This window comes from Paenibacillus sp. LX16, from assembly GCF_036252815.1.
Taxonomy (GTDB): Bacteria; Bacillota; Bacilli; order Paenibacillales; family Paenibacillaceae; genus Paenibacillus; species Paenibacillus polymyxa_B.
Map to the genome: position 1 here is coordinate 5,109,658 of NZ_CP141152.1, position 26,571 is coordinate 5,136,228.

Sequence of the window (26,571 nt, forward strand, 5' to 3'; positions counted from 1 at the left end):
TTAGTTGCCTCCTTCCTGAGGAGCTTGTTTCTTAGCTGGAGGAAGAACCTCTCCACGATAGATCCATACTTTCACGCCAAGACGACCGTAAGTAGTATGAGCTTCCGCTGTACCATAGTCAATGTCGGCACGAAGCGTATGCAGTGGAACAGTTCCTTCGCTGTACCCTTCGGAACGAGCGATTTCGGCACCGCCAAGACGTCCGCCTACTTGAGTTTTAATTCCTTTTGCTCCGGAACGCATAGTTCTTTGAATCGCTTGTTTCAAAGCACGACGGAAAGAAACACGACGTTCCAATTGTTGTGCAATGCTTTCAGCAACCAGAATTGCGTCCAGTTCAGGATTTTTAATTTCAGAAATATTGATGTGTACCTTTTTACCGCCTGCGATTTTAGTAATTTCATTACGCAGATTTTCAACTTCGGAACCACCCTTACCGATAACCATACCTGGTTTCGCAGTGTGAATCGTTACGTTGACACGGTTAGCTGCTCTCTCGATTTCAACACGGGATACAGCGGAGTCTTTCAATCTTTTTTTCAGATGTTCACGAATTCTAACGTCTTCCAGCAAAAGATCACCGAAATCTTTGCCTGCATACCATTTGGATTCCCAATCACGGATAATACCGATTCGGAGTCCGACGGGATTTACCTTTTGGCCCACACGTTTTCCCTCCTTATTTTTCAGATACCACCAGAGTAATATGACTGGTGCGTTTGTTGATGCGACTTGCACGACCCATTGCACGCGGGCGGAATCGTTTCATTGTAGGACCTTGGTTTACAAAAACCTGAGATACTACCAATTTATTTACGTCCAAAGAGTAGTTGTGATCTGCATTTGCAATCGCAGAATTCAACAATTTCTCAACGACTGGAGAAGCGGACTTTGGAGTGTGACGAAGAATTGCGATCGCCTCACCAACCTGCTTACCGCGAATCAAATCGATAACAAGTTTCACTTTGCGAGCAGAAATCCGTACGGACTTAGCATGTGCTTTTGCTTCCATTGAGTTTACCTCCTCTCAAACACTACGCTGTGTTGATTATCTTCTTGTTTTCTTATCGTCATCCGTATGGCCTTTGTACGTACGTGTTGGAGCAAATTCGCCCAATTTGTGTCCGACCATATCTTCCGTTACGTATACTGGCACGTGTTTACGACCATCGTATACACCAAACGTATGTCCGATAAATTGCGGGAAAATCGTAGAGCGACGGGACCAAGTTTTGATTACCACTTTTTTGTCCGACTCGTTCAAAACCTCTACTTTTTTCAACAGGTAACCATCAATGAATGGTCCTTTTTTGAGACTGCGACCCATTTATGAATCCTCCCTTCGTTAAAACGTAGTCGTTCCTTAATATGTTAACGTGCGACTTAAGCGCACGTTTTATTACTTAGTACGACGACGAACGATGTACTTATCAGATGCTTTACCTTTTTTACGTGTCTTGTAACCAAGGGTTGGTTTACCCCATGGAGACATTGGAGATTTACGTCCGATTGGAGCGCGACCTTCACCACCACCGTGTGGGTGATCGTTAGGGTTCATTACAACACCGCGAACTTCAGGACGTTGTCCCAACCAGCGACTACGACCAGCTTTACCGATTTTCACCAGCTCGTGGTCTTCGTTACCTACAGAACCGATTGTAGCGCGGCAAACTTTCAGAATGCGACGAACTTCACCAGAAGTCAAACGAATTGTAACGTACTTTTCTTCTTTACCAAGAAGTTGGGCTTCCGTACCAGCAGCGCGAACGAGTTGGCCACCTTTACCCGGTTTCAATTCGATGTTGTGGATAACCGTACCTACTGGAATGTTTTCCAATGGCAAGGAGTTACCGATTTTGATATCGGATCCTGCACCGGATACCACTTCGTCTCCTACTTTCAGACCTTTAGGAGCGATGATGTAACGTTTTTCACCATCCACATAGTGGATAAGCGCGATGTTGGACGTACGGTTTGGATCATATTCGATCGTAGCAACGCGGCCCGGTATTCCATCTTTGTTACGTTTAAAGTCAATAATACGGTATTTACGTTTGTGTCCGCCGCCTTGATGACGAACCGTAATTTTACCTTGGTTATTACGTCCAGCTTGCTTGCTCAGAGGTGCCAGCAACGATTTCTCGGGCTGATTAGTTGTAATCTCCTCGAAAGTAGATACAGACATAGCACGTCTGGCCGGGGACGTTGGTTTATACTTTTTAATTGGCACTGAGTTTCCCTCCTTACTTTACAGATTCAATTATACCGTTTCAAAAAACTCAAGCGGCTTACTGTCTTTGCTCAGCGTTACGAACGCTTTCTTCCACTCGCTCGTATAGCCGGAATGACGTCCGTAGCGTTTTGGTTTTGCAGGAACACGAAGCGTATTTACGTTACTTACTTTCACGTTAAAAATGGCTTCGATTGCTTTTTTAACTTCGACTTTGTTAGAACGAATGTCAACCTCGAAAACGTATTTCAAGTCATTCATCATACCTGCCGTACGTTCGGTGATAACCGGACGTTTGATAATATCACGAGGATCCTTCATTACGCGAGCACCTCCTCTACCTTCTGAACTGCTTCCTTCGTAATGATCAGTTTGTCGTGTCCGAGCACATCAAGAACATTAATGCCATCTGCGGCTACAAACTTCACACCAGGAATATTACGAGCGGAAAGTGCTACATTATCATCATAGCTAGGAGCTACGATCAATGCTTTACGATCAGCTTTAAGGTTATTCAAAATGGCTGCGAATTCTTTCGTTTTAGGTCCGTTCAGTGTAAGAGCGTCCAATACAATAATTTCATTCTCAATCACTTTGGATGACAACGCCGATTTGATCGCCAGACGACGAACCTTTTTAGGCAATTTGTATGCATAGCTGCGTGGAGTCGGACCGAATACAGTACCGCCACCAACCCATTGCGGTGCACGGATCGAACCTTGACGAGCGCGGCCAGTACCTTTTTGTTTCCAAGGCTTACGTCCGCCACCACGTACTTCAGAACGTCCTTTTACTTTGTGAGTACCTTGACGCAGGGAAGCCAATTGCATAACAACAGCGTCATGAAGAACGTGCTTATTCGGCTCGATACCGAACACTGCGTCGTTCAATTCAATTTCACCAACTTGGCTGCCGCTAATATTAAATAGTGCTACTTTTGGCATTTCGTGTTCCTCCTTTCTTCAGTTGTTTATTTTTTCACCGTTTCTAATACTTTAACGAAGCTATTTTTAGGTCCTGGAATGGAACCTTTCACGAGCAATACATTACGTTCTGTATCGATCTTAACAACTTCAAGACGTTGGATCGTTACCGTTTCATGCCCCATATGTCCTGGAAGGTGTTTACCTTTAGGAACGCGGTTAGCTTGAATGGAACCCATAGAACCTGGACCTCTGTGGTAACGCGATCCGTGTGCCATTGGTCCGCGGCTTTGTCCCCAACGTTTGATAACGCCGGCAAAACCTTTACCTTTAGAAATACCTGTTACGTCAACGAACTCGCCTTCTGTGAAGACATCAGCCTTCAGTTCTTGGCCAACCTCGTACGCAGCAAGGTCGATGCCACGAAGTTCACGAACGTAGCGCTTAGGTGCAGTATTTGCTTTTTTCGCATGTCCTGCTTCAGGTTTGTTGGATCTTTTTTCTTTCTTATCAGAGAAACCGAGTTGAATAGCTTCGTATCCATCGTTTTCCAGATCTTTCTTTTGCAGAACAACACAAGGACCTGCTTCGATAACCGTAACAGCAAGTACGTTACCTTCAGGGGTAAACACTTGAGTCATTCCGAGTTTTTTTCCTAAGATACCTTTCATGTTGACACCTCATTTCTTTTCCTAATCACATATTACAATTTAATTTCGATATCTACACCGGACGGCAGGTCCAAGCGCATCAAGGCATCCACAGTTTGTGGAGTCGGGTTAACAATGTCGATCAAACGCTTGTGTGTGCGCATTTCGAACTGTTCCCGGGAATCCTTGTACTTGTGTACCGCACGGAGAATAGTAATGATTTGTTTTTCAGTTGGCAGCGGAATTGGCCCGGATACACCTGCGCCCGAACGTTTAGCTGTTTCAACAATTTTCTCAGCGGATTGATCAAGAATTCTATGATCGTAAGCTTTCAAACGAATACGAATTTTTTGCTTTGCCATTTTAGTCCCTCCTTCTATCGCCCAATTTGGTATCGGACATACTCCGTGAAAATTTTCCGACAGCCCTCCCATGGCAAAGGGGCCGGGTGTGTCAGTAACCTCTCACATCATCGCACAGTCACAAACAACATTAGTTATTATATCGAATAGTTCTGCCTATTGCAAGCAAAAACGAAAAAACAATGCATCTTATTTTCAAAAGATGCAGTTGTGCTCGCAGCTCGCGATTTTTCCCAAGAGAAAAGCCCCCGCACCAGGGCAGGGGCTCGTTTAGCTTCGTTCCAATACAACGTTACTCGTTCCAGTACACTGTTACTCTATTTAAAGGCTAAAGCCTTCTTATTTGGAGATTGTTGCTACAGCACCAGCGCCAACTGTACGTCCACCTTCACGAATAGAGAACTTAGTTCCTTCTTCGATAGCGATCGGGTTGATCAGTTGAACAGTAACTGTGATGTTATCACCAGGCATTACCATTTCGGAACCTTCTGGCAAAGTAATGATACCAGTTACGTCAGTTGTACGGAAGTAGAACTGTGGACGGTAACCAGTGAAGAAAGGTTTGTGACGTCCGCCTTCTTCTTTAGTCAAAACGTAGATTTGAGCAGAAAATTCTGTATGTGGGTTAACAGAACCTGGCTTAGCCAATACTTGGCCACGCTCGATTTGTGCACGATCTACACCGCGAAGCAGTGCGCCGATGTTGTCACCAGCTTGAGCGGAATCAAGCAATTTACGGAACATTTCCACGCCTGTTACTACGGATTTACGGGATTCTTCTTGAATACCGATGATTTCGATTTCGTCGCCCACTTTAACTGTACCACGCTCTACACGGCCTGTAGCAACTGTACCACGACCAGTGATGGAGAATACGTCCTCGACAGGCATAAGGAAAGGCTTGTCAGTGTCGCGTTCTGGAGTTGGGATGTAAGTGTCGATTGTTTCGAACATTTCAACGATTTTCTTAGCCCAGTCGCCTTCTGGGTTTTGCAGTGCTTCACGAGCGGAACCGCGAGTGATTGGAGTGTCGTCGCCTGGGAAGTCATACTCGCTCAGCAAGTCGCGAACTTCCATTTCAACCAATTCCAGCAACTCTTCGTCTTCAACCATGTCGCATTTGTTCAGGAATACAACGATGTAAGGAACACCAACTTGGCGGGACAACAGGATGTGCTCGCGAGTTTGCGGCATTGGGCCGTCAGCTGCGGATACAACCAGAATCGCTCCGTCCATTTGTGCAGCGCCAGTGATCATGTTTTTAACATAGTCGGCGTGACCTGGGCAGTCAACGTGTGCATAGTGACGGTTAGGTGTTTCATATTCCACGTGTGCAGTGGAGATTGTGATACCGCGTTCGCGCTCTTCTGGAGCTTTATCGATTTGATCGAATGCTACAGCAGCACCACCGTAAGTTTTGGACAATACAGTTGTGATTGCAGCAGTCAAAGTAGTTTTACCATGATCGACGTGACCAATAGTACCGATATTAACGTGCGGTTTGTTACGTTCAAACTTAGCCTTTGCCATTTGAACAATTCCTCCTCAATAACTTGTTTTATTTTAGGCTGCCGGATGCCTTTTTGATAAAACCTTAAGCATACCGGTCAGCTGATACATTGTATTACTCGCCGCCTTTGGTTTTGGCAACGATCTCTTCAGCAATGCTCTTCGGCACTTCTTCATAATGAGAGAGTTCCATGGAGAACACGCCGCGTCCTTGTGTACCGGAGCGAAGTGTAGTCGAGTATCCGAACATTTCGGACAAAGGCACCTTCGCACGAATGATTTGAGCTCCACTACGGGAATCCATACCTTCAATCCGACCACGACGGGAGTTCAACATACCCATTACGTCACCCATGTATTCCTCAGGAACCGTTACTTCAACTTTCATAATCGGCTCAAGCAATACTGGTTTACATTTGTCTTTCGCTGCTTTCAGCGCCATTGATCCGGCAATTTTAAATGCCATTTCATTGGAATCGACATCATGGTATGATCCGTCCACGATTGTAGCTTTAACGTCCACAAGCGGGAAGCCTGCGATAACGCCGTTTTTCATTTGTTCCTCAATACCAGCAAGAGCAGGAGCGATGTACTCTCTAGGAACAGAGCCGCCGACTACCTTACTTTCGAATTGACTACCAGTACCTGGTTCGAGTGGTTCGAACTCAACCCATACGTGACCATATTGACCACGACCACCGGACTGACGAACGAATTTACCTTCGACACGTGCTGGAGCACGGAACGTTTCACGGTAAGCAACCTGTGGTTTACCCACATTCGTTTCTACCTTGAACTCACGACGCATACGGTCAATGATGATGTCCAAGTGAAGCTCACCCATACCCGCCAAGATGGTTTGACCTGTTTCTTCGTTAGTATGAGCGCGAAGAGTTGGATCCTCTTCAGTCAACTTACCGAGAGCTACAGACATTTTATCTTGGTCAGCTTTGGTTTTAGGCTCAACCGCGATTTCGATAACCGGATCAGGGAAGTTCATGGACTCGAGAATAACAGGACTCTTCTCATCACACAGTGTATCACCTGTACCTGTATCTTTCAAACCTACGGCAGCCGCAATATCACCAGAGTAAACTACAGTGATTTCTTGACGACTGTTCGCATGCATTTGAAGAATACGTCCGATACGTTCGCGTTTACCTTTTGTTGCATTCAATACGTAAGAACCGGATTGAAGAACACCGGAGTATACGCGGAAGAATGTCAACTTACCAACGTAAGGATCCGTCATGATTTTGAAGGCCAATGCGGAGAATGGCTCTTCATCGGAAGAGTGACGTTCAACTTCCGTACCGTCTTCCAAATGCCCTTGAATACTTGGCACGTCAGTAGGAGCCGGCAAATAGTCGAGAACAGCATCCAACATCAGCTGAACACCTTTATTGCGGTAAGAAGATCCACAGATAACTGGGAAGATTTTAACTTCTACAACACCTTTACGGAGAGCGGCTTTAATTTCAGCAACCGAAATTTCTTCCCCTTCCAGGTATTTCATTGTCAATTCTTCGTCCAGTTCAGCAACCTTCTCGATCAATTCATTACGGAGTTCTTCAACCTGATCTTTGAATTCCGCAGGAATTTCTACTTCTTCGATATCTTGACCAAGATCATCTTTGTACATATGAGCTTTTTGTTCAACGATATCGATAATACCAGTAAAATCATTTTCTGCGCCGATTGGCAATTGAATCGCAACTGCGTTCGCTTGAAGGCGATCACGCATGTCGGAGACAACATTCAGGAAGTCGGCACCAATGATATCCATTTTGTTTACATATGCGATCCGTGGAACGCCGTAGCGATCAGCCTGTCTCCATACGGTTTCGGACTGAGGCTCAACGCCTTCTTTCGCACTGAAAACACCAACTGCTCCGTCCAATACACGAAGGGAACGTTCAACTTCAACAGTGAAGTCAACGTGCCCCGGGGTGTCGATGATATTGACGCGGTGACCTTTCCAGGCAGCGGTCGTCGCAGCGGAAGTAATCGTGATTCCGCGCTCTTGTTCTTGTTCCATCCAGTCCATTGTCGCAGCGCCTTCGTGAACTTCACCGATTTTGTGCGTACGGCCTGTGTAGAACAAGATCCGCTCTGTTGTTGTGGTTTTACCCGCGTCAATATGAGCCATAATCCCGATATTACGTGTATTTTTCAAGGAGAACTCTCTTGCCATGAAATGGGTCTCCCTTCAAAATTGAAGTTATTTTTTTGAGCTGAATCCTACCAACGATAGTGAGCAAACGCTTTGTTCGCTTCAGCCATTTTGTGCGTGTCTTCACGTTTTTTCACGGAAGCGCCTGTGTTGTTGGAAGCATCAATAATTTCAGCCGCCAAACGCTCTTCCATGGTTTTCTCACCGCGGTTGCGGGAGTAGTTTACGAGCCAACGTAATCCCAGGGACGTACGTCTTTCTGGTTTTACCTCGATTGGTACTTGGTAGTTGGCACCGCCGACACGGCGTGCTTTAACTTCCAGGACTGGCATGATATTCTTGATAGCTGCTTCAAAAACTTCCATCGGGTCATTCCCCGTACGTTCTTGGATAAGCTTGAACGCATTGTACAGAATGCTTTGAGCAACGCCTCGTTTTCCGTCGAGCATGATGCGGTTGATCAAGCGGGTAACCAACTTGCTGTTGTATACCGGATCTGGCAACACGTCTCTTTTGGTAACTGGACCTTTGCGTGGCATGGATATCCCCCTTTCTTACATGTTAAACCGACATACGCGGTTTATATTCATTAGGATTTTTTAGCTTTAGGGCGTTTTGCGCCGTATTTGGAACGAGCTTGCATGCGGTTGTTTACGCCTGCAGTATCCAAAGCACCGCGAACGATGTGGTAACGCACACCCGGAAGGTCTTTTACACGACCGCCGCGAATCAGCACTACGCTGTGTTCTTGAAGGTTATGTCCAATACCTGGAATGTAAGCAGTCACCTCTACACGGTTCGTCAAGCGAACACGAGCATATTTACGAAGTGCGGAGTTTGGTTTTTTCGGAGTCATAGTACCTACACGAGTGCACACTCCGCGTTTTTGCGGGGCACTGATGTCGGTAGCTTCACGTTTCAAGGCATTAAAACCTTTTTGCAAAGCCGGTGATTTCGATTTCTCGATTTTGGCTTGACGTCCTTTACGAACCAGTTGGTTAATAGTTGGCATGTTGGTTGCCACCCCCTTCCTCAATTTTTGCTGTTACTTTACAAACCTTATCTAAGCCCACAGACCCAGGCGGTTCATAAAAGAACAAATGAAAAGTCTTTGCCGCCAAGAATAACAATTCCTTAGACAAAAACGTTCCTTACCCTATTGTTTTACGATAGCAGCCATTGCGGCTCCCACTTCAATCCCACATGCAGCTCCGAGATTTTTCATTGTGTCTACGAGAGTCACTTTGACTCCTTGCTTGTTGCACAAAGCAATGATGTTGGAAGTGAGACGCTGATCTGCGTCTTCTGCCACATATACTTCTGAGGCAAAGCCCAATTCTACCATACGAATGGTTTGTTTGGTACCGATTTTGACATGAGCATCTTGCAGTCCTTGTTCTTTAGACATATCTCATTCCTCCGAAAAGACCCAATAGCATATAGGCTGCTCACGCACCTTTGCTATATTAGCATTGACTATAAGTAATGTCAAGACAATTATAAACTATAATTCATTTAAACAGAATAGTACGATTCAATTTTTTGAAAAAAGCACCGGAGCACCGTCTGCTGTAGCTTTTATGCAAAGCTTATGTCTACGGTGTTCCGGCAATCATACTATTTTTATATTACTCGGCCGAAATTGGTTCGAGCTCCTCAGATGGAGACTGCCCCTCTTCCGGTTGGGCAAATTTCACGCTACGGTAACGGTTCATACCTGTTCCCGCAGGAATCAATTTACCAATAATTACGTTCTCTTTCAGTCCAAGCAACTGATCGACCTTACCTTTAATAGCTGCATCAGTCAGGACACGAGTAGTTTCCTGGAAGGATGCTGCTGACAAGAAGGAGTCAGTTTCCAGAGATGCCTTGGTAATACCGAGCAGTACCGGCTTGGCTACCGCTGGTTCTTGGCCGCTGAGAATCGCTATCTTGTTTGCATTTTCATACTCATGGACATCAACAAAGGAGCCTGGAAGTAAGATCGTGTCGCCCGCATCAATGATACGGATTTTACGCAACATTTGACGAATCATAACTTCTACGTGCTTGTCGTTGATTTCTACGCCCTGGTTCCGGTATACGCGTTGAACTTCCTGAAGGATATAGTTCTGTACCCCGCGAATACCTTTAATACGCAACATTTCTTTAGGATCAATCGAACCATCCGTCAGTTCGTCCCCAGCTTCAACAGTCATACCTTCGCTTACGCGCAGGCGGGAACCATACGTTACTGAGTATGTTTTCGTTTCGGCTTCACCCTGTATGTCGATCTCACGGCGGTCTTTACCTTCACGAACTTCTTTAACTGTACCGTCAATTTCACTAATCGTTGCCTGACCTTTAGGATTACGTGCTTCAAAAAGCTCCTGGATACGAGGCAAACCTTGTGTAATATCGTCACCCGCTACGCCGCCTGTGTGGAACGTACGCATAGTAAGCTGTGTTCCTGGCTCACCGATGGATTGTGCAGCGATGATACCAACTGCTTCACCAATCTCAACGTGTTTACCAGTAGCCAGATTGCGACCGTAACATTTCTTGCAGACGCCATGTTTAGCCCGGCAACTTAATACAGAACGTATTTGAACTTTGTGTACGCCAGCTTTAACAATCGCTTCAGCTTTGTCGGAGTCAATCAATTCGTTACGTCTAGCCAAAATCTCGCCAGTCTCAGGATGACGTACCGTTTCAAAGCAATAGCGACCTTCCAGACGGTCATAGAGATCCTCAATTACTTCTTTACCGTCCTGGATACGACTTACTGTGAAGCCTTTATCCGTTCCGCAGTCTTCTTCGCGCACGATAACATCCTGTGCCACATCTACGAGACGACGAGTCAGGTAACCGGAGTCAGCCGTACGAAGAGCTGTATCCGCCAAACCTTTACGCGCTCCGTGAGTGGAGATGAAGTACTCGAGTACTGTCAGACCTTCACGGAAGTTTGATTTGATTGGGAGTTCGATAATACGTCCGGATGGATTGGCCATCAGACCACGCATACCGCCGAGCTGAGTAATCTGTGATTTGTTGCCCCGCGCTTTGGAGTCCACCATCATCATGATGGAGTTGTAGCGATCCATGGACTTCATCAATACTTCGGTAATATCATCTTTCGCTTTAGACCAAATATCGATAATCCGGTCATAGCGTTCTTCATTCGTAATCAGACCACGACGGTACTGATTCGTTACAACTTGCGCTTTGTCTTCGGATCCCTTAAGAATCTCTTGTTTTTCCACCGGCACGATTACGTCCGATACAGCAACGGTTACCCCTGCACGAGTGGAATACGTAAAGCCAAGCTGCTTGATTTTATCCAGAATTACAGCTGTTTCTGTTGTATGGTAAGTCTCAAAACAACGGGCAATGATATTACCAAGGTAATCCTTGCCTACCCCGCTAGCTTGCGGAGCGTTTTGAATGGCTTCTGTAAGATTTACACCCTTCTCGTAAACAAAGAACTCCTCCGCAGTACCATAAAGCAGGTTCGCACGGGTAGCATCATTGATGTACGGGAAGCTTGCCGGGAAAATTTCATTAAAGATAATTTTACCAACTGTTGTGATCAACATCGCTTCCTGTTGTTTTTCCGTAAAGCTCGTTTTATTCAAAGCTTTAACCGGAATAGCTACACGAGCATGAAGTCCAGCTGTACCACGTTGGTAAGCCGATATAGCTTCATTCATGTTGCGAAGGATCATATTGCTTCCTTCTTCTTCTTTGTTATCCATAGTCAGATAGAAAGAACCAAGAACCATATCCTGGGAAGGTGTAACAACTGGCTTGCCGTCTTTCGGATTCAAAATATTGCCGGATGCTAGCATAAGCAAACGAGCTTCAGCTTGGGCTTCCGCAGACAACGGAACGTGAACAGCCATTTGGTCACCGTCAAAGTCGGCATTATATGCAGTACATACGAGCGGATGCAGACGAATCGCACGGCCTTCAACCAAAATCGGTTCAAACGCCTGGATACCGAGTCTATGCAGCGTAGGGGCACGGTTCAGAAGAACTGGATGCTCCTTGATTACTTCTTCCAGCACATCCCATACTTCTGCACTTACACGCTCTACTTTACGTTTCGCGCTCTTGATATTGTGCGCCAAACCTTTGTTCACCAGTTCTTTCATAACAAAAGGTTTGAACAGTTCCAGTGCCATTTCTTTTGGCAAACCGCATTGATACATTTTCAAGTACGGACCTACAACGATAACGGAACGACCAGAGTAGTCAACACGTTTTCCGAGCAAGTTCTGACGGAAACGTCCTTGTTTACCTTTCAGCATGTGGCTGAGGGATTTCAAAGGACGATTACCTGGACCTGTAACAGGACGACCACGACGACCATTATCAATCAAGGCGTCAACAGCTTCCTGCAACATCCGTTTTTCATTTTGTACGATAATATCTGGCGCACCTAGATCTAACAGACGTTTTAGACGGTTATTACGGTTAATAACACGACGATACAAGTCGTTAAGGTCAGAGGTAGCGAAACGACCACCATCCAACTGTACCATTGGACGAAGCTCAGGAGGAATAACAGGAAGTACGTCCATGATCATCCAATCCGGTTGGTTGCCGGAGTTACGGAATGCCTCAATAACTTCAAGGCGTTTGATTGCACGGTTACGACGTTGTCCTTGAGCTGTACGCAGCTCTTCTTTCAAGAATTCCAACTCTTTGTCTATATCCAAATCTTGAAGAAGCTTTTTAACCGCTTCAGCACCCATACCTGCCTGGAAGCCATAGCCGTATTTCTCACGGTAGCTACGGTATTCTTTCTCGGACAGGAGTTGCTTTTTCTCCAAAGGCGTATCTCCTGGATCGGTTACTACATAAGATGCGAAGTAAATGATCTCTTCCAGAGATCTTGGAGACATATCAAGAGCAAGACCCATACGACTTGGAATGCCTTTAAAGTACCAAATGTGCGATACAGGAGCAGCCAACTCAATATGGCCCATACGCTCACGGCGAACCTTAGCGCGAGTAACTTCTACTCCACAACGGTCACAGACAACACCTTTATAACGTACACGTTTGTACTTACCGCAATGACATTCCCAGTCTTTCGTAGGTCCGAAAATTTTCTCGCAAAATAGTCCTTCTTTTTCCGGTTTAAGCGTACGATAGTTAATCGTCTCCGGTTTTTTGACTTCTCCGCGGGACCAAGAACGAATCTTTTCGGGGGAAGCAAGCCCGATTTTCATATATTCGAAATTGTTAACGTCCAACAAGGAGCAACCCTCCTTAACCAAATCCTGAGTTTTTAGGTTTGATACCGCCCAGCAGTACCGGGCGGTATCAAGAAACCTGATCCATCCTAGAATGGATCAAGGTATATAACAAAGCTGATATGAGTCAGTCAGCAGTCAAACTACTCTACGCCAACCTCAGAGCCTTCCAGATTCAAACTCAGCTTATCGCCGGTTGTATCATCCTCATCATCAAGCTCTCTCATTTCGATCTCTTGTTCGTCTTCAGACAGAATCTTCACGTCCATACCCAAGCTTTGCAGCTCTTTGATCAAGACCTTAAATGATTCTGGAACACCCGGTTCAGGTACATTTTCACCTTTGACAATGGATTCGTAAGTTTTAACACGTCCAACCACATCATCGGATTTCACAGTCAAAATTTCCTGAAGCGTGTACGCCGCGCCGTAGGCTTCCAATGCCCATACTTCCATCTCCCCGAAGCGCTGTCCACCGAATTGAGCTTTACCACCCAATGGTTGTTGCGTAACGAGAGAGTAAGGACCTGTAGAACGAGCATGGATTTTATCATCGACCATGTGCGCCAGTTTAATCATGTGCATGACACCTACAGTAACTTCACGTTCAAAACGATCACCCGTACGTCCGTCATACAACACAGTCTTACCATTACGCTGCATGCCTGCCTCTTCCATTGTATCGAATACGTCATACTCCTTGGCACCATCGAATACTGGAGTTGCCACATGAATACCGAGACGCATTGCAGCCATACCCAGATGGACTTCAAGCACCTGTCCGATGTTCATCCGTGAAGGTACGCCCAGCGGGTTCAGAACGACCTGTACTGGTGTGCCATCCGGCAGGAACGGCATATCTTCTTCAGGCAAAATACGAGCAACGACACCCTTGTTACCGTGACGTCCAGCCATTTTATCGCCTTCGGAAATTTTACGTTTTTGAGCAATATATACACGAACCAACTGATTTACACCTGGTGGCAGTTCATCGCCATTTTCACGTGTAAATACCTTTACATCTACAACAATCCCGTCTGTTCCGTGAGGAACTCTCAAAGAAGTATCGCGAACCTCGCGTGCCTTCTCGCCAAAGATTGCGTGTAAGAGACGTTCTTCAGCTGTCAATTCAGTCACACCTTTAGGTGTTACTTTACCAACGAGAATGTCACCTGCGCCAATTTCGGCACCAATACGAATGATTCCACGCTCATCCAAGTTGCGAAGCGCTTCTTCACCGACATTTGGAATGTCGCGAGTGATTTCTTCAGGTCCAAGCTTCGTGTCACGAGCCTCGGATTCGTATTCCTCAATATGGATCGAGGTGTATACATCTTCCTTAACCAGTTTCTCACTCAGCAGGATCGCATCCTCGTAGTTGTAACCTTCCCAAGTCATGAAGGCAACGACAACGTTACGTCCCAACGCCAACTCACCCATCTCTGTAGATGGACCATCCGCAAGAATATCGCCAACTTTGACAATATCTCCTCTGTTCACAATCGGACGTTGGTTGATGCAAGTTCCTTGGTTAGATCGCATAAATTTGTGTAATTTATACTTAACAATGTCGCCTTTCACTTCAGCGCCATCTACAGTTTCGATACGACGCAACCAAATTTCGTTAGCCGAAGAACGTTCGATAACTCCGTTGTATTTGGATACAACGCAAACACCGGAATCTTTTGCAGACTTGTGCTCCATTCCTGTTCCGACCAACGGAGACTTCGGAATCAGAAGTGGGACAGCCTGACGCTGCATGTTGGAACCCATCAATGCGCGGTTAGAGTCATCATTCTCCAGAAACGGAATCAGTGCAGTCGCAACTGATACGACCTGTTTAGGCGATACGTCCATGTAATCGACACGGCTACTAGCCATCGGAATAATGTTATCAGACTGTTTGTTATAACGGACAATGACAACCTCATCCTTAAAGGTGTTTTCCTCCGTCAATTCCGCATTCGCCTGAGCTACGATGTAGTTATCTTCTTCATCAGCAGTCAGGTAATCAATCTGGTCTGTAACTTTTCCGGTTTTTGGATCTACCCAACGATAAGGAGCTTCGATAAATCCGTACTCGTTAATGCGTGCAAAAGTGGACAAAGAGTTGATCAAACCAATGTTTGGTCCCTCTGGTGTCTCGATAGGACACATGCGGCCGTAGTGACTCGGATGGACGTCACGCACTTCCATGCCCGCGCGTTCGCGCGTCAAACCGCCGGGTCCGAGAGCGGACAGACGACGTTTGTGCGTTAATTCAGCAAGCGGGTTCGTCTGATCCATAAACTGAGACAGCTGCGAGCTACCAAAGAACTCTTTAATCGAAGCAATTACTGGACGTATGTTAATCAGCGCTTGTGGCGTAATTACATTAGCATCCTGAATCGACATTCTTTCACGCACCACGCGTTCCATACGGGACAAACCGATACGGAACTGGTTTTGGAGCAACTCACCTACAGAACGCAAACGACGGTTACCCAAATGGTCAATATCGTCCGTACTTCCGATTCCGTGAAGCAAGTTAATAAAATAACTGATGGAGGAAATAATATCGGCAGGCGTAATATTCTTAACCGATTTATCAATATTTCCGTTAGCAATCAGTTTTACTACTTTACCATCCTCAATTGGTGAGAATACATCGATCGTTTGAAGTGGAATATCATTGCTTTCTAGCACACCACTCGCAACATGATACGTACGATGTCCTACTGATTCCTCCAATTGGGCCAAAATCTCGTCCAACAGGCGGCGATCCACCATTTGTCCGGCTTCAGCGATGATTTCACCAGTTGTTGTATCAATCAAAGTCTCAGCAAGTCGTTGATTGAACAAACGGTTTTTGATGTGAAGCTTTTTATTGATTTTGTAACGGCCTACGTTGGCCAGATCATAACGTTTAGGATCAAAGAAACGAGCAACTAGCAAGCTCTTTGCGTTATCCAGTGTAGGCGGCTCACCCGGACGAAGACGCTCATAAATTTCAATCAGCGCTTTCTCGGTGGAATCCGTGTTGTCTTTATCAAGTGTGTTGCGGATATATTCGTCATTGCCGAGCAAATCCAGAATCTCAGCATCAGTGCCAAAGCCCAGCGCACGCAGCAACACCGTAACCGGAATTTTACGGGTACGGTCAATCCGGACATAGATAATATCCTTCGCATCCATCTCCAGTTCGAGCCAAGCCCCCCGGTTAGGAATTACCGTTGCGGTGTATGTTGTTTTCGCATTCTTGTCGACTTTTGTGCTGAAATAGACGCTGGGAGAGCGAACCAACTGGCTGACAATAACCCGTTCCGCACCGTTAATAATAAACGTACCCGTTTCAGTCATCAGCGGGAAGTCTCCCATGAATACTTCCTGCTCTTTCACTTCCCCGGTTTCTTTATTAATAAGCCGGACTTTTACCCGAAGCGGTGCTGCATACGTAACGTCGCGTTCCTTTGCGTCGTCAACGGTATATTTGGGTTCTCCGAGAGAATAGTCGATAAACTCCAGAATCAGATTTCCAGTGAAATCCTGAATTGGAGAAATATCCCGAAACATTTCCCGTAATCCTTCCTCCAAAAACCAATCATAGGATTTTTGTTGGATCTCAATCAGGTTCGGAACCTCGAGTACCTCATTAATACGTGCATAACTGCGCCGAGTGCGTCGACCATATTGAACAAGATGTCCTGCCAACTTAAACTCACCCCTCATGTCTACTCACTTTAAAAATACATTGCGAACCTCTGTTTGTGACCTTATAATAAGACACATACAGAAGATTCAATCTTACAAATACAGAAAAGCCCTTACTCGAATGCATTCGAAAAAAGAGCACCGTATCTGCAGAATCCTCTTACTGGAAGATCTTCATCACTTGTAGATTTGCCCAAAATGGTTGTATTATACGTAATAGAGATAAATACTATACCTACTACGCATAAATCTATTGACATTTCAACAAACTAAAGCCATGGAGGGCATCCTAATACTGACATTTTATAATAATATCACAGACCAGGATTCAAGTCAATGGTCCTATTGCATTTTCTTAAAAACTTTTTTCAGCCTTCAAAATTCGATAACCTTTATCCTTTGTAACTTCCTCTACATGACCGAAAAGGTTCTCTATCTTAGCACTCGCCGAAGGGGCCCCCTGCTTTTTCTGAATGACTACCCATAAAGCTCCACCCTCGTTTAAATGCTCATAAGCAAGTTCAAAAATGGTATGCACCGTTTCTTTTCCTGCACGTATAGGAGGATTCGTCAAGATCACGTCAAAACGTTCATCCTTCACTTCCGCAAACAAATCGCTTTGCTTAATGGTGACGTTCTTAACCCCATTACGTTCCGCATTCTCTATCGCTAGTTGAACAGCTCGCTCATTAATATCAACCATTGTGACGTGCCCCTCTGGAACAAGCGAAGCAGCCGCCAAACCGATCGGCCCATAACCGCATCCTACATCCAATACTGAGGCTTGTGCAGGAAGCTGCATCGCTTCAATCAGCACACGACTCCCGTAATCAATTCCCTGCTTCGAAAAAACACCTGAATCGCTGGCAAAACGGTATGACCGCCCCCGCAGCACTGTTTCCAGGCTCCGTCGTTCATGCGCCGTCTCTGGCCGCTTGGAGTAATAATGATCAGCCATTCATGCCCACCTCTTTCGGTTGTACTACCATCATAGCCTTTACAATAACCTTTCAGACATGCTGGTACTACCGTTTTACAGCAACAAACCCCTTGAAGATCACCTCAAGGGGTTTGTTTTAGTTCATTGTCTGCTAGAAAGCAGTCAATTATTTTACTTCTACAGAAGCGCCTGCTTCTTCCAATTTTGCTTTAATGGATTCAGCTTCTTCTTTTGCGATTTTTTCTTTCAGCGGTTTTGGAGCGTTGTCAACCAGTTCTTTTGCTTCTTTCAGACCAAGACCTGTGATTTCGCGAACTGCTTTGATAACGTTGATTTTGGAAGCGCCAGCGCTTGTCAAGATTACGTCGAACTCGGATTGCTCAGCTTCAGCTGCGCCACCTGCTGCGCCACCTGCTACAGCTACTGGAGCTGCTGCAGTTACGCCGAATTCTTCTTCGATTGCTTTCACGAGATCGTTCAGTTCCAATACGGACATACCTTTAATTGCTTCCAAGATTTGCTCTTTACTCATGGTTGAACCTCCATTTAAATTCTTATTTTTTTGTTCTCAACTGCTATACAGCAGGTTTAATCCCTAACTTATGCGCTTTGCTCTTCTTTTTCTGCAACAGCTTTAACTGCAAGCGCGAAGTTGCGCACAGGAGCTTGAAGCACGCTGAGGAGCATGGAAAGGAGACCTTCGCGGGATGGCAGTTCTGCCAGTGCTTTGATTTCCTCAACACCGATAACGCGACCTTCTACAACTGCACCTTTCAGTTCCAGTGCATTGTTCTTCTTAGCGAAATCGTTCAAGATTTTAGCTGCAGACACTGCATCATCTTTGCCGAACGCGATTGCAGTAGGACCTGTCAATACTGCGTCCAGTTCAGTCAATTCTGCTGCCGCAGTTGCACGGCGGAGCAGTGTGTTTTTCAGCACTTGAAATTCGATTCCGGCTTCGCGAAGCTGCTTACGCAGCTCAGTTACTTGGGCAACATTCAGACCGCGATAGTCTGCAACCACAGTTGTTACGCTCTCGCGCAATTTTGCAGCTACAACTTCAACAGCTTCTTGTTTTGCTTGAATCACCTTTGCATTTGCCAAACTGTACACCTCCTGATCAATTTATCCGCTTTGTTCGAAGCACCCGATCTGGTGATCTTACAAAGCTTGCTTTCATAAGCATGAAAAAAGCCTCCGTAGAGTACGAAGGCTTGATAAATCTACATGGACGGGACAAGCCCGTCACATGAAACGTTCTATCATAACACCTCGGTAGGAAATTAAGCCCAAAGGCACCTACTGTCTACGGTAAGCATATTCAACTTTAATGGTCAGTCACAAGGACTCACAACTTTTATAGAATAACAAATTTGATTGAGTGTGTCAATCAAAATATTATCTGTAAACAGATGCGTTCACACGTGCACTTGGTCCCATAGTCGAAGAAATAGCGATGTTTTTCAGGTATACACCTTTAGCAGCCGCTGGCTTCGCACGGTTCAAGGCTTCAACCAAAGCTTTAAGATTCTCGTTCAGCTGTTCAGCACTGAAGGAAGCTTTGCCGATTGGCGCATGAATTTGACCGGCTTTGTCGAGACGGTATTCGATTTTACCGGCTTTAATTTCTTGAACAGCCTTGGCAACGTCGAAAGTAACTGTGCCTGCTTTAGGGTTAGGCATCAAACCTTTACCACCGAGCAAACGACCCAGTTTACCAACCTCACTCATCATATCAGGTGTCGCAACGCAGACGTCGAATTCGAACCAGCCTTGTTGGATTTTGTTGATCATATCTTGATCGCCAACAAAATCAGCGCCAGCCGCTTCCGCTTCTTTCACTTTGTCACCTTTTGCAAATACCAGAACGCGTTGTGTTTTACCCGTACCATGCGGCAGGACAACAACACCACGAACAGCCTGGTCTTGTTTACGGGAATCTACGCCCAGACGAACTGCCGCTTCAACGGTTTCGTCGAATTTAGCAGTCGCAGCCTTTTTCACCAGTTCAACGGCTTCTAAAGGCTCGTAAGTTGCTTCGCTGTCAATCAGCTTAGCAGCTTCCAGGTACTTCTTACCATGTTTAGCCATAATGTTTTCCTCCTTATGTGGTATTAGCGGATATTCCTCCCACACTTGCCGGACAGTCAAACTGCCGGCACACGTAGATTAATAAAATTAATCTACGATGGTGATACCCATGCTGCGAGCAGTACCTTCAACCATACGCATTGCCGATTCTACGGAAGCTGCGTTAAGGTCAGGCATTTTTTGCTCTGCAATTTGACGAACAGCAGCGCGATTTACAGTTGCAACTTTCGTTTTATTCGGTTCACCGGAACCTTTTTCGATTTTAGCAGCAACTTTCAACAGAACAGCAGCCGGTGGAGTTTTGGTGATGAACGTAAAAGAACGATCCTCAAATACCGAAATTTCAACCGGAATAATCAGGCCTGCTTGATCAGCAGTACGAGCATTGAACTCTTTACAGAATGCCATGATGTTGACACCTGCTTGACCCAAAGCTGGACCTACTGGAGGCGCTGGATTAGCTTTCCCTGCAGGGATCTGCAGTTTTACCATTTTAATTACCTTTTTTGCCATGGATGACACCTCCTTGACTCAATAGTGGTAGACGGACCTATCGATCCTCCCACAAGAAACCTGTAAGAAAAATCTATATTTTCTCCACTTGAGTATAATCCAACTCAAGCGGGGTTTCCCGTCCAAACATGTTGACGTGAACCTTAAGCTTGCTCTTCTCAACCAAAATTTCTTCCACGGAGCCCACAAAATTCGCAAAAGGACCAACTTTAATTCGCACGGATTCCTTAACATCGAATTCAATCTTCGGTTTCGGCTCTACCATGCCCATATGCTTCAGAATTTGTTCAACTTCTTCTGGAAGCAATGGCGTCGGTTTGGAACCCGAGCCTGTCGACCCTACAAATCCCGTAACACCTGGTGTATTGCGTACAACATACCAAGAGTCGTCGGTTTGGACCATTTCGACTAAGACATAACCAGGGTAGACTTTACGCATAACGGTTTTTTTCTTACCGTCCTTGGTTACCAGTTCTTCTTCCATAGGAACAAGAACACGGAATATCTTGTCTTCCATGCCCATGGACTCAACGCGTTTTTCCAAATTGGCTTTGACTTTGTTCTCATACCCTGAATAGGTATGAACGACGTACCATCTTTTTTCCATATCAAGCCACCTGGAACCCTTCCTAGATAATCGCTTCGATCACAGCGGAAATGCCGATATCGAGAACCCAAAAATAAATCGTGACGAACGCAATTGTCCCTATGACAATCAACGTATAGTTGGTCAGTTCTTTACGATTGGGCCAGCGAACCTTCTTGAGTTCAGCCCAGCTTTCAGAGAAAAAGGAAAACAGAGACTTGAAACTGCGTTTCACGCCGACTACACCTCCAAAAACTATCTGGTTTCCCGATGAGAAGTCTGTTCGTTACAGGACTTACAGAATTTCTTCATCTCCATGCGGTCGGGGTGATTACGCTTGTTTTTAGTCGTTGTGTAATTTCTTTGTTTGCATGTTGTACAAGCCAAAGTAATAATTACCCGCATGATGTGCACCTCCCGAAGACATCCAACACCGGAAGTCTCATAATTGATCCTAAAAAAAACCGCGAATTTAGGCCTACCTAAAACACTTTATCACACGGGGTTTTCCATGTCAACGAATGTTTGTATACAATTCGCAGTCCCGGCTGTGGTGCATTTTAACATCTGTGCATCCTTTAAAACTGTTCTCTGAGAAGCTGTTTCAAAAATCAAGGCGATATCTATTATTCATCTTTTTTAGTATAAATCATTTGTAACACTTATAAACCTGCATAGCCTACCTATAACGAATAAAAAAAGACTCGGACTCGAGCCTTTTCCCTGTCGGACTCTACTTTCAACTATCTCTTACTTCCAGATACTTTTCAAGTTTACGCTTGACCCGTTGCAGCGCGTTATCAATGGATTTCACATGGCGGTCAAGATCCTCTGCAATCTCCTGATACGAACGTCCGTCTAGATACAACATAAGTACCTTGCGTTCCAGCTCGCTCAGAATCTCGGACATCTTGTCCTCAAGGCCCACAAACTCTTCCTGATTGATTATCAGCTCTTCAGGGTCACTTACTTGTGTTCCGCAAATCACATCGAGCAACGTCCGGTCTGACTCTTCATCATAGATGGGCTTGTCCAGAGATACGTAAGAGTTCAGAGGAATGTGCTTTTGTCGTGTAGCTGTCTTAATTGCCGTAATAATCTGTCGTGTAATGCACAACTCGGCGAAAGCCTTGAACGAAGCAAGCTTGTCTCCCTTAAAATCACGAATGGATTTGTAGAGACCAATCATGCCCTCCTGAATAATATCTTCGCGATCAGCACCAATCAGGAAGTAGGATCTGGCCTTGGCCCGCACAAAGTTCCGGTATTTGTTAATCAGAAACTCCAGCGCTTCCCCATCACCTTCATGGACTGCTCCGACAATGTCTTCATCATTTTTGTAATCAAACTTTGACAACATGATATCCTTGAGGTCCACACTCACTAACAATCCCTCCGGCTGCAACGCAAGGTACCCGTTACTCTCTCAAATATACGACAAGTATACGCGATGTAACCTGATACCGTCAACCACAACAACCTAAAAAAGAAGAGCGCTAACAAAATTGTCAATGGTTTCAAAATGGACGGGTGTCCAATTATTGGTTTATTCTCTTCTCCATCGTTCAAACAACTTTCGAAGCTCCGGACTCAGTTTGGCATCTAGCGAGTTACGGGACATTTTGGCACTATCCTGCTGGATTCGCTTCTGCACTTCCCTCTCGGATTCCTCAATCTCGATCAGTAATTCCCGCGCCGACATCCTGAGTGCACCTTGTCCAAATGCGACATGTTGCTCTACCTGATCGCTTGTCGCTACGTAAATACTTCTTCTTTTACTGCTCAGCTCCCGAACCAATCGCTCGATGCACTCATCAGCAGTTTCTTTTTCTCTGGTAAAATAAATTTGGACTTTGCTCTGAGCAAAAGTTTTACCTAATCCTGGCACCCTGTAAGCATCAAATACGACGATGACTCTTCTGCCGGAATACGCCTGATGATCCGCCAGTCGTTCAAGAAGTCTGTCCCTCGCTTCCTGCATACCAGATTGTACCAGTGCGGAAAGTTCGGGCCAGGCTCCAATCATGTTGTAACCGTCCACAAGCAGAACATCCCGCGTGTCAGCCATATTATTAGCCCCGTGCCTGTCGTCCGCGCAATACTTCGTACATGACAACGCCCGCAGCTACAGAAGCATTAAGGGAATTGATTTCCCCCACCATTGGCAGCTTGACGAGTACATCACATTTCTCACGGATCAAACGGCCCATTCCTTTATTTTCGTTACCAATGACAATGGCTACAGGTCCTGTGAATACTCCATTCCCAAAGACAGGGTCTGTCGCTGTAACATCCGTGCCAACTACCCATACACCTTCTTCTTTAAGACGATCAATGGTTTGTCCCAGATTGTTTACACGCGCCACCGGGACGTACTCCACAGCACCTGCCGATGTTTTGGACACTGTTACAGTTACAGCTGCAGAGCGCCTTTTCGGCACAATAACACCATGTGCTCCAGTGCAGTCCGCTGTACGAAGGATGGAGCCCAAATTATGAGGGTCTTCAATCTCATCCAGCAAAATCAAAAACGGCTCTTCTCCCTTATCACGAGCAGTAGCGAGCAATTCTTCCACTTCAACATAGGCAAAAGGCGCAGCTTGCGCGACCACTCCCTGATGCTGAATGCCCGGAACCATTTGATCTAGCTTACGCTTGTCCACCTGCAAAACAATGATTCCTGCTTTTTTCGCCTCAGCTGTAATCGGCAGTGTCAAATGTTTTTGTGCATTATCCGCAATCCATATTTTATTTATCGTTCTGCCTGAACGTAATGCCTCCGTTACCGAATGCTTACCGGCAATCCATTCTTCTTCCATCTCTAGCTTCCTCCCGGGAAACGGCCGATGCTTGTTCCATACAGTCCGTTCCCAATTATGATTTTTCTGTATTTTCCATTTGTGCAATTCCGAACGTAATCAACTCTCTTAATCTGTCCAAATGTCCATCACAATAAAGAGATCCAATTAACCCTTCCAGTGCAGTGGCATGACGATACTCAAGCACATCAGCATTTTTGGGCAAACTTCCTGATTTAGCATTTCTTCCTTGTCGGACAATATCGCGTTCTTCTTCCGTCAGTACCTTTTCCAATAGTCCCAACATGCGGCTCTGCGCCTTGGCGGAGACTAGCCCTGTGGCTCGCCGATGCAGATGATTTGGACGCAGGTTAGGCTGTGCCAACAAATATTGCCGGACAGCTACCTCGTACACTGCATCACCAATGTAAGCTAGTGCAATGGGGGGCATCAAACGAGCTGGCTTGGACGCAGGGTACGGGAACCAGTTCCCCGTACCTTCCGATGCTTCTGAGTTCAGTGGCTTATCACTCATTTTCGCCGCCACCGCATACCCTGCGCCGTATCTTCAAGCACAATGCCTTTTGCAGCCAACAGATCGCGAATTTCGTCAGCTCTACTCCAGTTTTTGGTCTTACGAGCTTCGACACGTTCTGCAATTAACTGCTCAATTTCGTCATCCAGCAACTCTTCACTCGGTTCCGAATAAATGCGAAGTACGTTATTCATCGAATGGAAGGTATGCAATACAGCTTGTAATTCCGCCTGACTTACAACATCTCGCTGCAACAAATGATTTGCTTCGCTAACCCAATCAAATACAGCAGTAATCGCATCAGGTGTATTGAAATCATCATTCATTTTTTCGCCAAACTGCTGCAAAATTCCGCCGAGCTTCGTTTTCAGTTCCGTCGATACTTCCCCATTGCCTTTCAGCGCATTAGCTAAACGATGCTTCACATTGGCAACTGCATTGGCGATCCGCTCGACACTGTTCTCCGCCTGACTCATAGTCTCTTGGGTGTAGTTCAACGGATTCCGGTAATGCGTCGACAACATAAAATAACGTAAAGCCTCCGGCTTGTGATGAGCGCGTAATTCTTTAACCAAAATACCATTACCGAGTGATTTCGACATTTTTTCATTATCTATGCGAATATAGCCGTTATGCATCCAGTAGCGAGATAATGGCTTACCCGTGATCACTTCGGATTGTGCACATTCACATTCATGATGCGGAAATTGCAGATCCTGTCCGCCCCCATGAATATCCAGTGTATCCCCCAAATAATGGCGAGCCATAGCAGAACATTCGATATGCCAGCCTGGTCGTCCATCTCCCCAAGGGCTCGACCAATAAACTTCGCCCGGTTTCGCTGCCTTCCAGAGTACAAAGTCCTCAGCATTTTCCTTACGTTCATCCACATTGATGCGAATTCCGAATTGAAGCTCTTCCAGATTTTGACCTGACAGTTGTCCGTAATCTTTGAACTTTTTGGTTCGATAGAACACATCGCCATCATTCTCATAGGCATAGTCCTTGTCTACCAATTCCTTAATAAAATCAATAATCAGGTCCATACTCTCCGTTACACGAGGGTTCATGCTGGCAGCAGGAACATTCAATCCTGCCAGATCCTCATGGTAGGCAGCAATAAATTTCTCAGAAACTGCTGAAACATCCATATCAAGTTCCCGAGCTTTGCGGATTAGTTTATCATCAACATCTGTAAAATTCACCACATAGTTTACATCATAGCCCAAGTACTCCAGGTAGCTGCGCACCACGTCAAATACAATTACAGGCCGTGCATTGCCAATATGAATGTAATCATACACGGTAGGTCCGCATACATACATTTTAACCTTTCCAGGCTCCAGTGGCACAAAGGGCTCCCGACTCCTCGTCATTGTATTATAAATTTGAAGCGGCATTGTTATGTTCCTCCCTCATGAAAATCATTTTTCTAATCTATTCTCTTGGGTCACCTGATGTTTCTGAGCGGATGCCCCATCCTTCAAATCAGACATTTCTGCACGCAAACGTTCTATTTCCCGTTGAAGTTCTCGCATAGAATCCACAACCGGATCAGGCAATTGATGACTAAGTCGATCTGGACGCCTACCATCCTGTCTGACAACTCGCCCCGGGATGCCCACCACCGTACTGTTTGGTGGAACTTCTTTGAGCACAACCGAGTTGGAGCCAATGTTGGATTGTGCCCCAATCGTGAAAGAGCCCAATATCTTCGCACCAGAGCCGATAACAACATTATTCCCAATGGTCGGATGGCGCTTCCCTTTCTCTTTCCCAGTCCCGCCGAGTGTGACCCCCTGATACAATACGACATCGTCGCCAATTTCACAGGTTTCCCCGATGACAACTCCCATGCCATGGTCAATGAACAGCCGATCTCCGATACGAGCGCCAGGATGAATTTCAATGCCTGTCATAAACCTCGATACCTGGGATATAACACGGGCTAGAGTACACCAGTTTCGCAAATAAAACCAATGTGCGATTCGGTGTGCCCAAAGGGCATGAACACCGGAATACGTAAAAATGACCTCCAGCTTACTCCGGGCGGCCGGATCATTATCCAAAACAGTCTGAATGTCGGATTTGAAATGTCTGAACATGTCGCCCTCCCTATTCCCTTCATATCCTTGCCGCATCATCACAACACTTCACGTTCCGCCAATTTTCGCATCCACCAGCACTCTTCGACATTTTTCTATCTATAACGAGTCTGAGTCTGATAAAAAAGAAAAAGCGCCTCCGCAGCCTAAGCTGCAGAGACGCATGAACGTGGTCCCACTCTGCTTCGAACATATCTGCTGCATAAAAAGCAGACAGTCCGTCTTTG

The 26,571-nt window shown here is 45.7% G+C and carries 29 protein-coding genes and 1 other annotated feature; all 29 genes read right to left on the minus strand.

The annotated features are described in order from the left end of the window. A complete protein-coding gene (gene rpsC, locus T3H97_RS22985; protein ID WP_013312156.1) occupies positions 1-666 on the minus strand; it encodes a 30S ribosomal protein S3 in 666 nt (221 codons plus the stop codon). A gap of 13 nt (positions 667-679) precedes the next feature. Next, positions 680-1,012 (minus strand): 50S ribosomal protein L22, encoded by a 333-nt coding sequence (gene rplV / locus T3H97_RS22990; RefSeq protein WP_013312157.1) that lies wholly within the window; start codon positions 1,010-1,012, stop codon positions 680-682. 36 nt (positions 1,013-1,048) lie between these two features. Further along, a complete protein-coding gene (gene rpsS, locus T3H97_RS22995; protein WP_007432579.1) occupies positions 1,049-1,327 on the minus strand; it encodes a 30S ribosomal protein S19 in 279 nt (92 codons plus the stop codon). A 72-nt stretch (positions 1,328-1,399) separates the two neighbouring features. After that, positions 1,400-2,230, minus strand: a complete 831-nt coding sequence (rplB, locus tag T3H97_RS23000; RefSeq protein WP_013312158.1) for a 50S ribosomal protein L2 — start codon at positions 2,228-2,230, stop codon at positions 1,400-1,402. A 30-nt stretch (positions 2,231-2,260) separates the two neighbouring features. Further along, positions 2,261-2,551: a 50S ribosomal protein L23 gene (gene rplW, locus T3H97_RS23005; RefSeq protein ID WP_013312159.1), complete on the minus strand. Its 291-nt coding sequence runs from the start codon at positions 2,549-2,551 to the stop codon at positions 2,261-2,263. After that, positions 2,551-3,174: a 50S ribosomal protein L4 gene (gene rplD / locus T3H97_RS23010; protein WP_013312160.1), complete on the minus strand. Its 624-nt coding sequence runs from the start codon at positions 3,172-3,174 to the stop codon at positions 2,551-2,553. Before rplD ends, rplW begins: the two co-directional genes overlap by 1 nt. Positions 3,175-3,200: 26 nt before the next feature. Beyond that, entirely contained in the window at positions 3,201-3,824 is a 624-nt protein-coding gene (gene rplC / locus T3H97_RS23015) for a 50S ribosomal protein L3 (RefSeq protein ID WP_013312161.1), read from the minus strand. A 32-nt stretch (positions 3,825-3,856) separates the two neighbouring features. Next, complete coding sequence (gene rpsJ, locus T3H97_RS23020) at positions 3,857-4,165, minus strand: 30S ribosomal protein S10 (protein WP_005544556.1); 309 nt, start codon at positions 4,163-4,165, stop codon at positions 3,857-3,859. Positions 4,166-4,504: 339 nt separating this feature from the next. Beyond that, on the minus strand, positions 4,505-5,695 hold the full coding sequence (tuf, locus tag T3H97_RS23025) for an elongation factor Tu (RefSeq protein WP_010348813.1): 1,191 nt from the start codon (positions 5,693-5,695) through the stop codon (positions 4,505-4,507). 94 nt (positions 5,696-5,789) lie between these two features. Continuing rightward, positions 5,790-7,868 carry an elongation factor G gene (fusA, locus tag T3H97_RS23030; protein ID WP_023990559.1) on the minus strand — a complete coding sequence of 693 codons (2,079 nt, stop codon included), beginning with the start codon at positions 7,866-7,868 and terminating at the stop codon, positions 5,790-5,792. Positions 7,869-7,915: 47 nt separating this feature from the next. Beyond that, a complete protein-coding gene (gene rpsG, locus T3H97_RS23035) occupies positions 7,916-8,386 on the minus strand; it encodes a 30S ribosomal protein S7 (protein WP_007432586.1) in 471 nt (156 codons plus the stop codon). 50 nt (positions 8,387-8,436) lie between these two features. Next, positions 8,437-8,859 carry a 30S ribosomal protein S12 gene (gene rpsL / locus T3H97_RS23040; protein ID WP_007432587.1) on the minus strand — a complete coding sequence of 141 codons (423 nt, stop codon included), beginning with the start codon at positions 8,857-8,859 and terminating at the stop codon, positions 8,437-8,439. Positions 8,860-9,003: 144 nt separating this feature from the next. Further along, positions 9,004-9,255, minus strand: a complete 252-nt coding sequence (locus tag T3H97_RS23045) for a ribosomal L7Ae/L30e/S12e/Gadd45 family protein (protein WP_007432588.1) — start codon at positions 9,253-9,255, stop codon at positions 9,004-9,006. Positions 9,256-9,475: 220 nt separating this feature from the next. Further along, positions 9,476-13,090 carry a DNA-directed RNA polymerase subunit beta' gene (gene rpoC, locus T3H97_RS23050; RefSeq protein WP_029514492.1) on the minus strand — a complete coding sequence of 1,205 codons (3,615 nt, stop codon included), beginning with the start codon at positions 13,088-13,090 and terminating at the stop codon, positions 9,476-9,478. A 140-nt stretch (positions 13,091-13,230) separates the two neighbouring features. Then, entirely contained in the window at positions 13,231-16,776 is a 3,546-nt protein-coding gene (rpoB, locus tag T3H97_RS23055; RefSeq protein WP_061831396.1) for a DNA-directed RNA polymerase subunit beta, read from the minus strand. 355 nt (positions 16,777-17,131) lie between these two features. After that, the gene (locus tag T3H97_RS23060) at positions 17,132-17,734 is read right to left on the minus strand and encodes a class I SAM-dependent methyltransferase (RefSeq protein WP_134903067.1); all 603 of its coding nucleotides are present in this window, start codon (positions 17,732-17,734) and stop codon (positions 17,132-17,134) included. 148 nt (positions 17,735-17,882) lie between these two features. Next, positions 17,883-18,248, minus strand: coding sequence for a 50S ribosomal protein L7/L12 (gene rplL, locus T3H97_RS23065; RefSeq protein ID WP_010348819.1), 366 nt, complete (start codon positions 18,246-18,248; stop codon positions 17,883-17,885). A gap of 68 nt (positions 18,249-18,316) precedes the next feature. Next, on the minus strand, positions 18,317-18,820 hold the full coding sequence (gene rplJ / locus T3H97_RS23070; protein WP_013312168.1) for a 50S ribosomal protein L10: 504 nt from the start codon (positions 18,818-18,820) through the stop codon (positions 18,317-18,319). Positions 18,821-18,894: 74 nt separating this feature from the next. Next, positions 18,895-19,046: a sequence feature (ribosomal protein L10 leader region), on the minus strand. A gap of 68 nt (positions 19,047-19,114) precedes the next feature. Then, a complete protein-coding gene (rplA, locus tag T3H97_RS23075) occupies positions 19,115-19,807 on the minus strand; it encodes a 50S ribosomal protein L1 (protein ID WP_013312169.1) in 693 nt (230 codons plus the stop codon). Between the two features lie 87 nt (positions 19,808-19,894). Continuing rightward, on the minus strand, positions 19,895-20,320 hold the full coding sequence (gene rplK, locus T3H97_RS23080) for a 50S ribosomal protein L11 (RefSeq protein ID WP_007432595.1): 426 nt from the start codon (positions 20,318-20,320) through the stop codon (positions 19,895-19,897). 73 nt (positions 20,321-20,393) lie between these two features. Then, positions 20,394-20,927 (minus strand): transcription termination/antitermination protein NusG, encoded by a 534-nt coding sequence (gene nusG, locus T3H97_RS23085; protein ID WP_007432596.1) that lies wholly within the window; start codon positions 20,925-20,927, stop codon positions 20,394-20,396. Positions 20,928-20,949: 22 nt separating this feature from the next. Continuing rightward, the gene (gene secE / locus T3H97_RS23090; protein WP_013312170.1) at positions 20,950-21,141 is read right to left on the minus strand and encodes a preprotein translocase subunit SecE; all 192 of its coding nucleotides are present in this window, start codon (positions 21,139-21,141) and stop codon (positions 20,950-20,952) included. Positions 21,142-21,161: 20 nt separating this feature from the next. Next, complete coding sequence (gene rpmG / locus T3H97_RS23095) at positions 21,162-21,311, minus strand: 50S ribosomal protein L33 (protein ID WP_023990562.1); 150 nt, start codon at positions 21,309-21,311, stop codon at positions 21,162-21,164. Between the two features lie 334 nt (positions 21,312-21,645). Further along, positions 21,646-22,290 carry an RNA polymerase sporulation sigma factor SigH gene (gene sigH, locus T3H97_RS23100; RefSeq protein ID WP_016324748.1) on the minus strand — a complete coding sequence of 215 codons (645 nt, stop codon included), beginning with the start codon at positions 22,288-22,290 and terminating at the stop codon, positions 21,646-21,648. A gap of 162 nt (positions 22,291-22,452) precedes the next feature. Continuing rightward, complete coding sequence (locus T3H97_RS23105) at positions 22,453-22,974, minus strand: NYN domain-containing protein (RefSeq protein WP_328800968.1); 522 nt, start codon at positions 22,972-22,974, stop codon at positions 22,453-22,455. Between the two features lie 4 nt (positions 22,975-22,978). Further along, positions 22,979-23,725: a 23S rRNA (guanosine(2251)-2'-O)-methyltransferase RlmB gene (gene rlmB / locus T3H97_RS23110; RefSeq protein WP_328800969.1), complete on the minus strand. Its 747-nt coding sequence runs from the start codon at positions 23,723-23,725 to the stop codon at positions 22,979-22,981. 55 nt (positions 23,726-23,780) lie between these two features. Next, positions 23,781-24,239 carry a Mini-ribonuclease 3 gene (locus T3H97_RS23115; protein ID WP_013312174.1) on the minus strand — a complete coding sequence of 153 codons (459 nt, stop codon included), beginning with the start codon at positions 24,237-24,239 and terminating at the stop codon, positions 23,781-23,783. After that, positions 24,236-25,639, minus strand: coding sequence for a cysteine--tRNA ligase (gene cysS, locus T3H97_RS23120; protein ID WP_328800970.1), 1,404 nt, complete (start codon positions 25,637-25,639; stop codon positions 24,236-24,238). Before cysS ends, T3H97_RS23115 begins: the two co-directional genes overlap by 4 nt. A gap of 24 nt (positions 25,640-25,663) precedes the next feature. Continuing rightward, a complete protein-coding gene (cysE, locus tag T3H97_RS23125; RefSeq protein WP_328800971.1) occupies positions 25,664-26,344 on the minus strand; it encodes a serine O-acetyltransferase in 681 nt (226 codons plus the stop codon). Positions 26,345-26,571 lie beyond the last annotated feature (227 nt).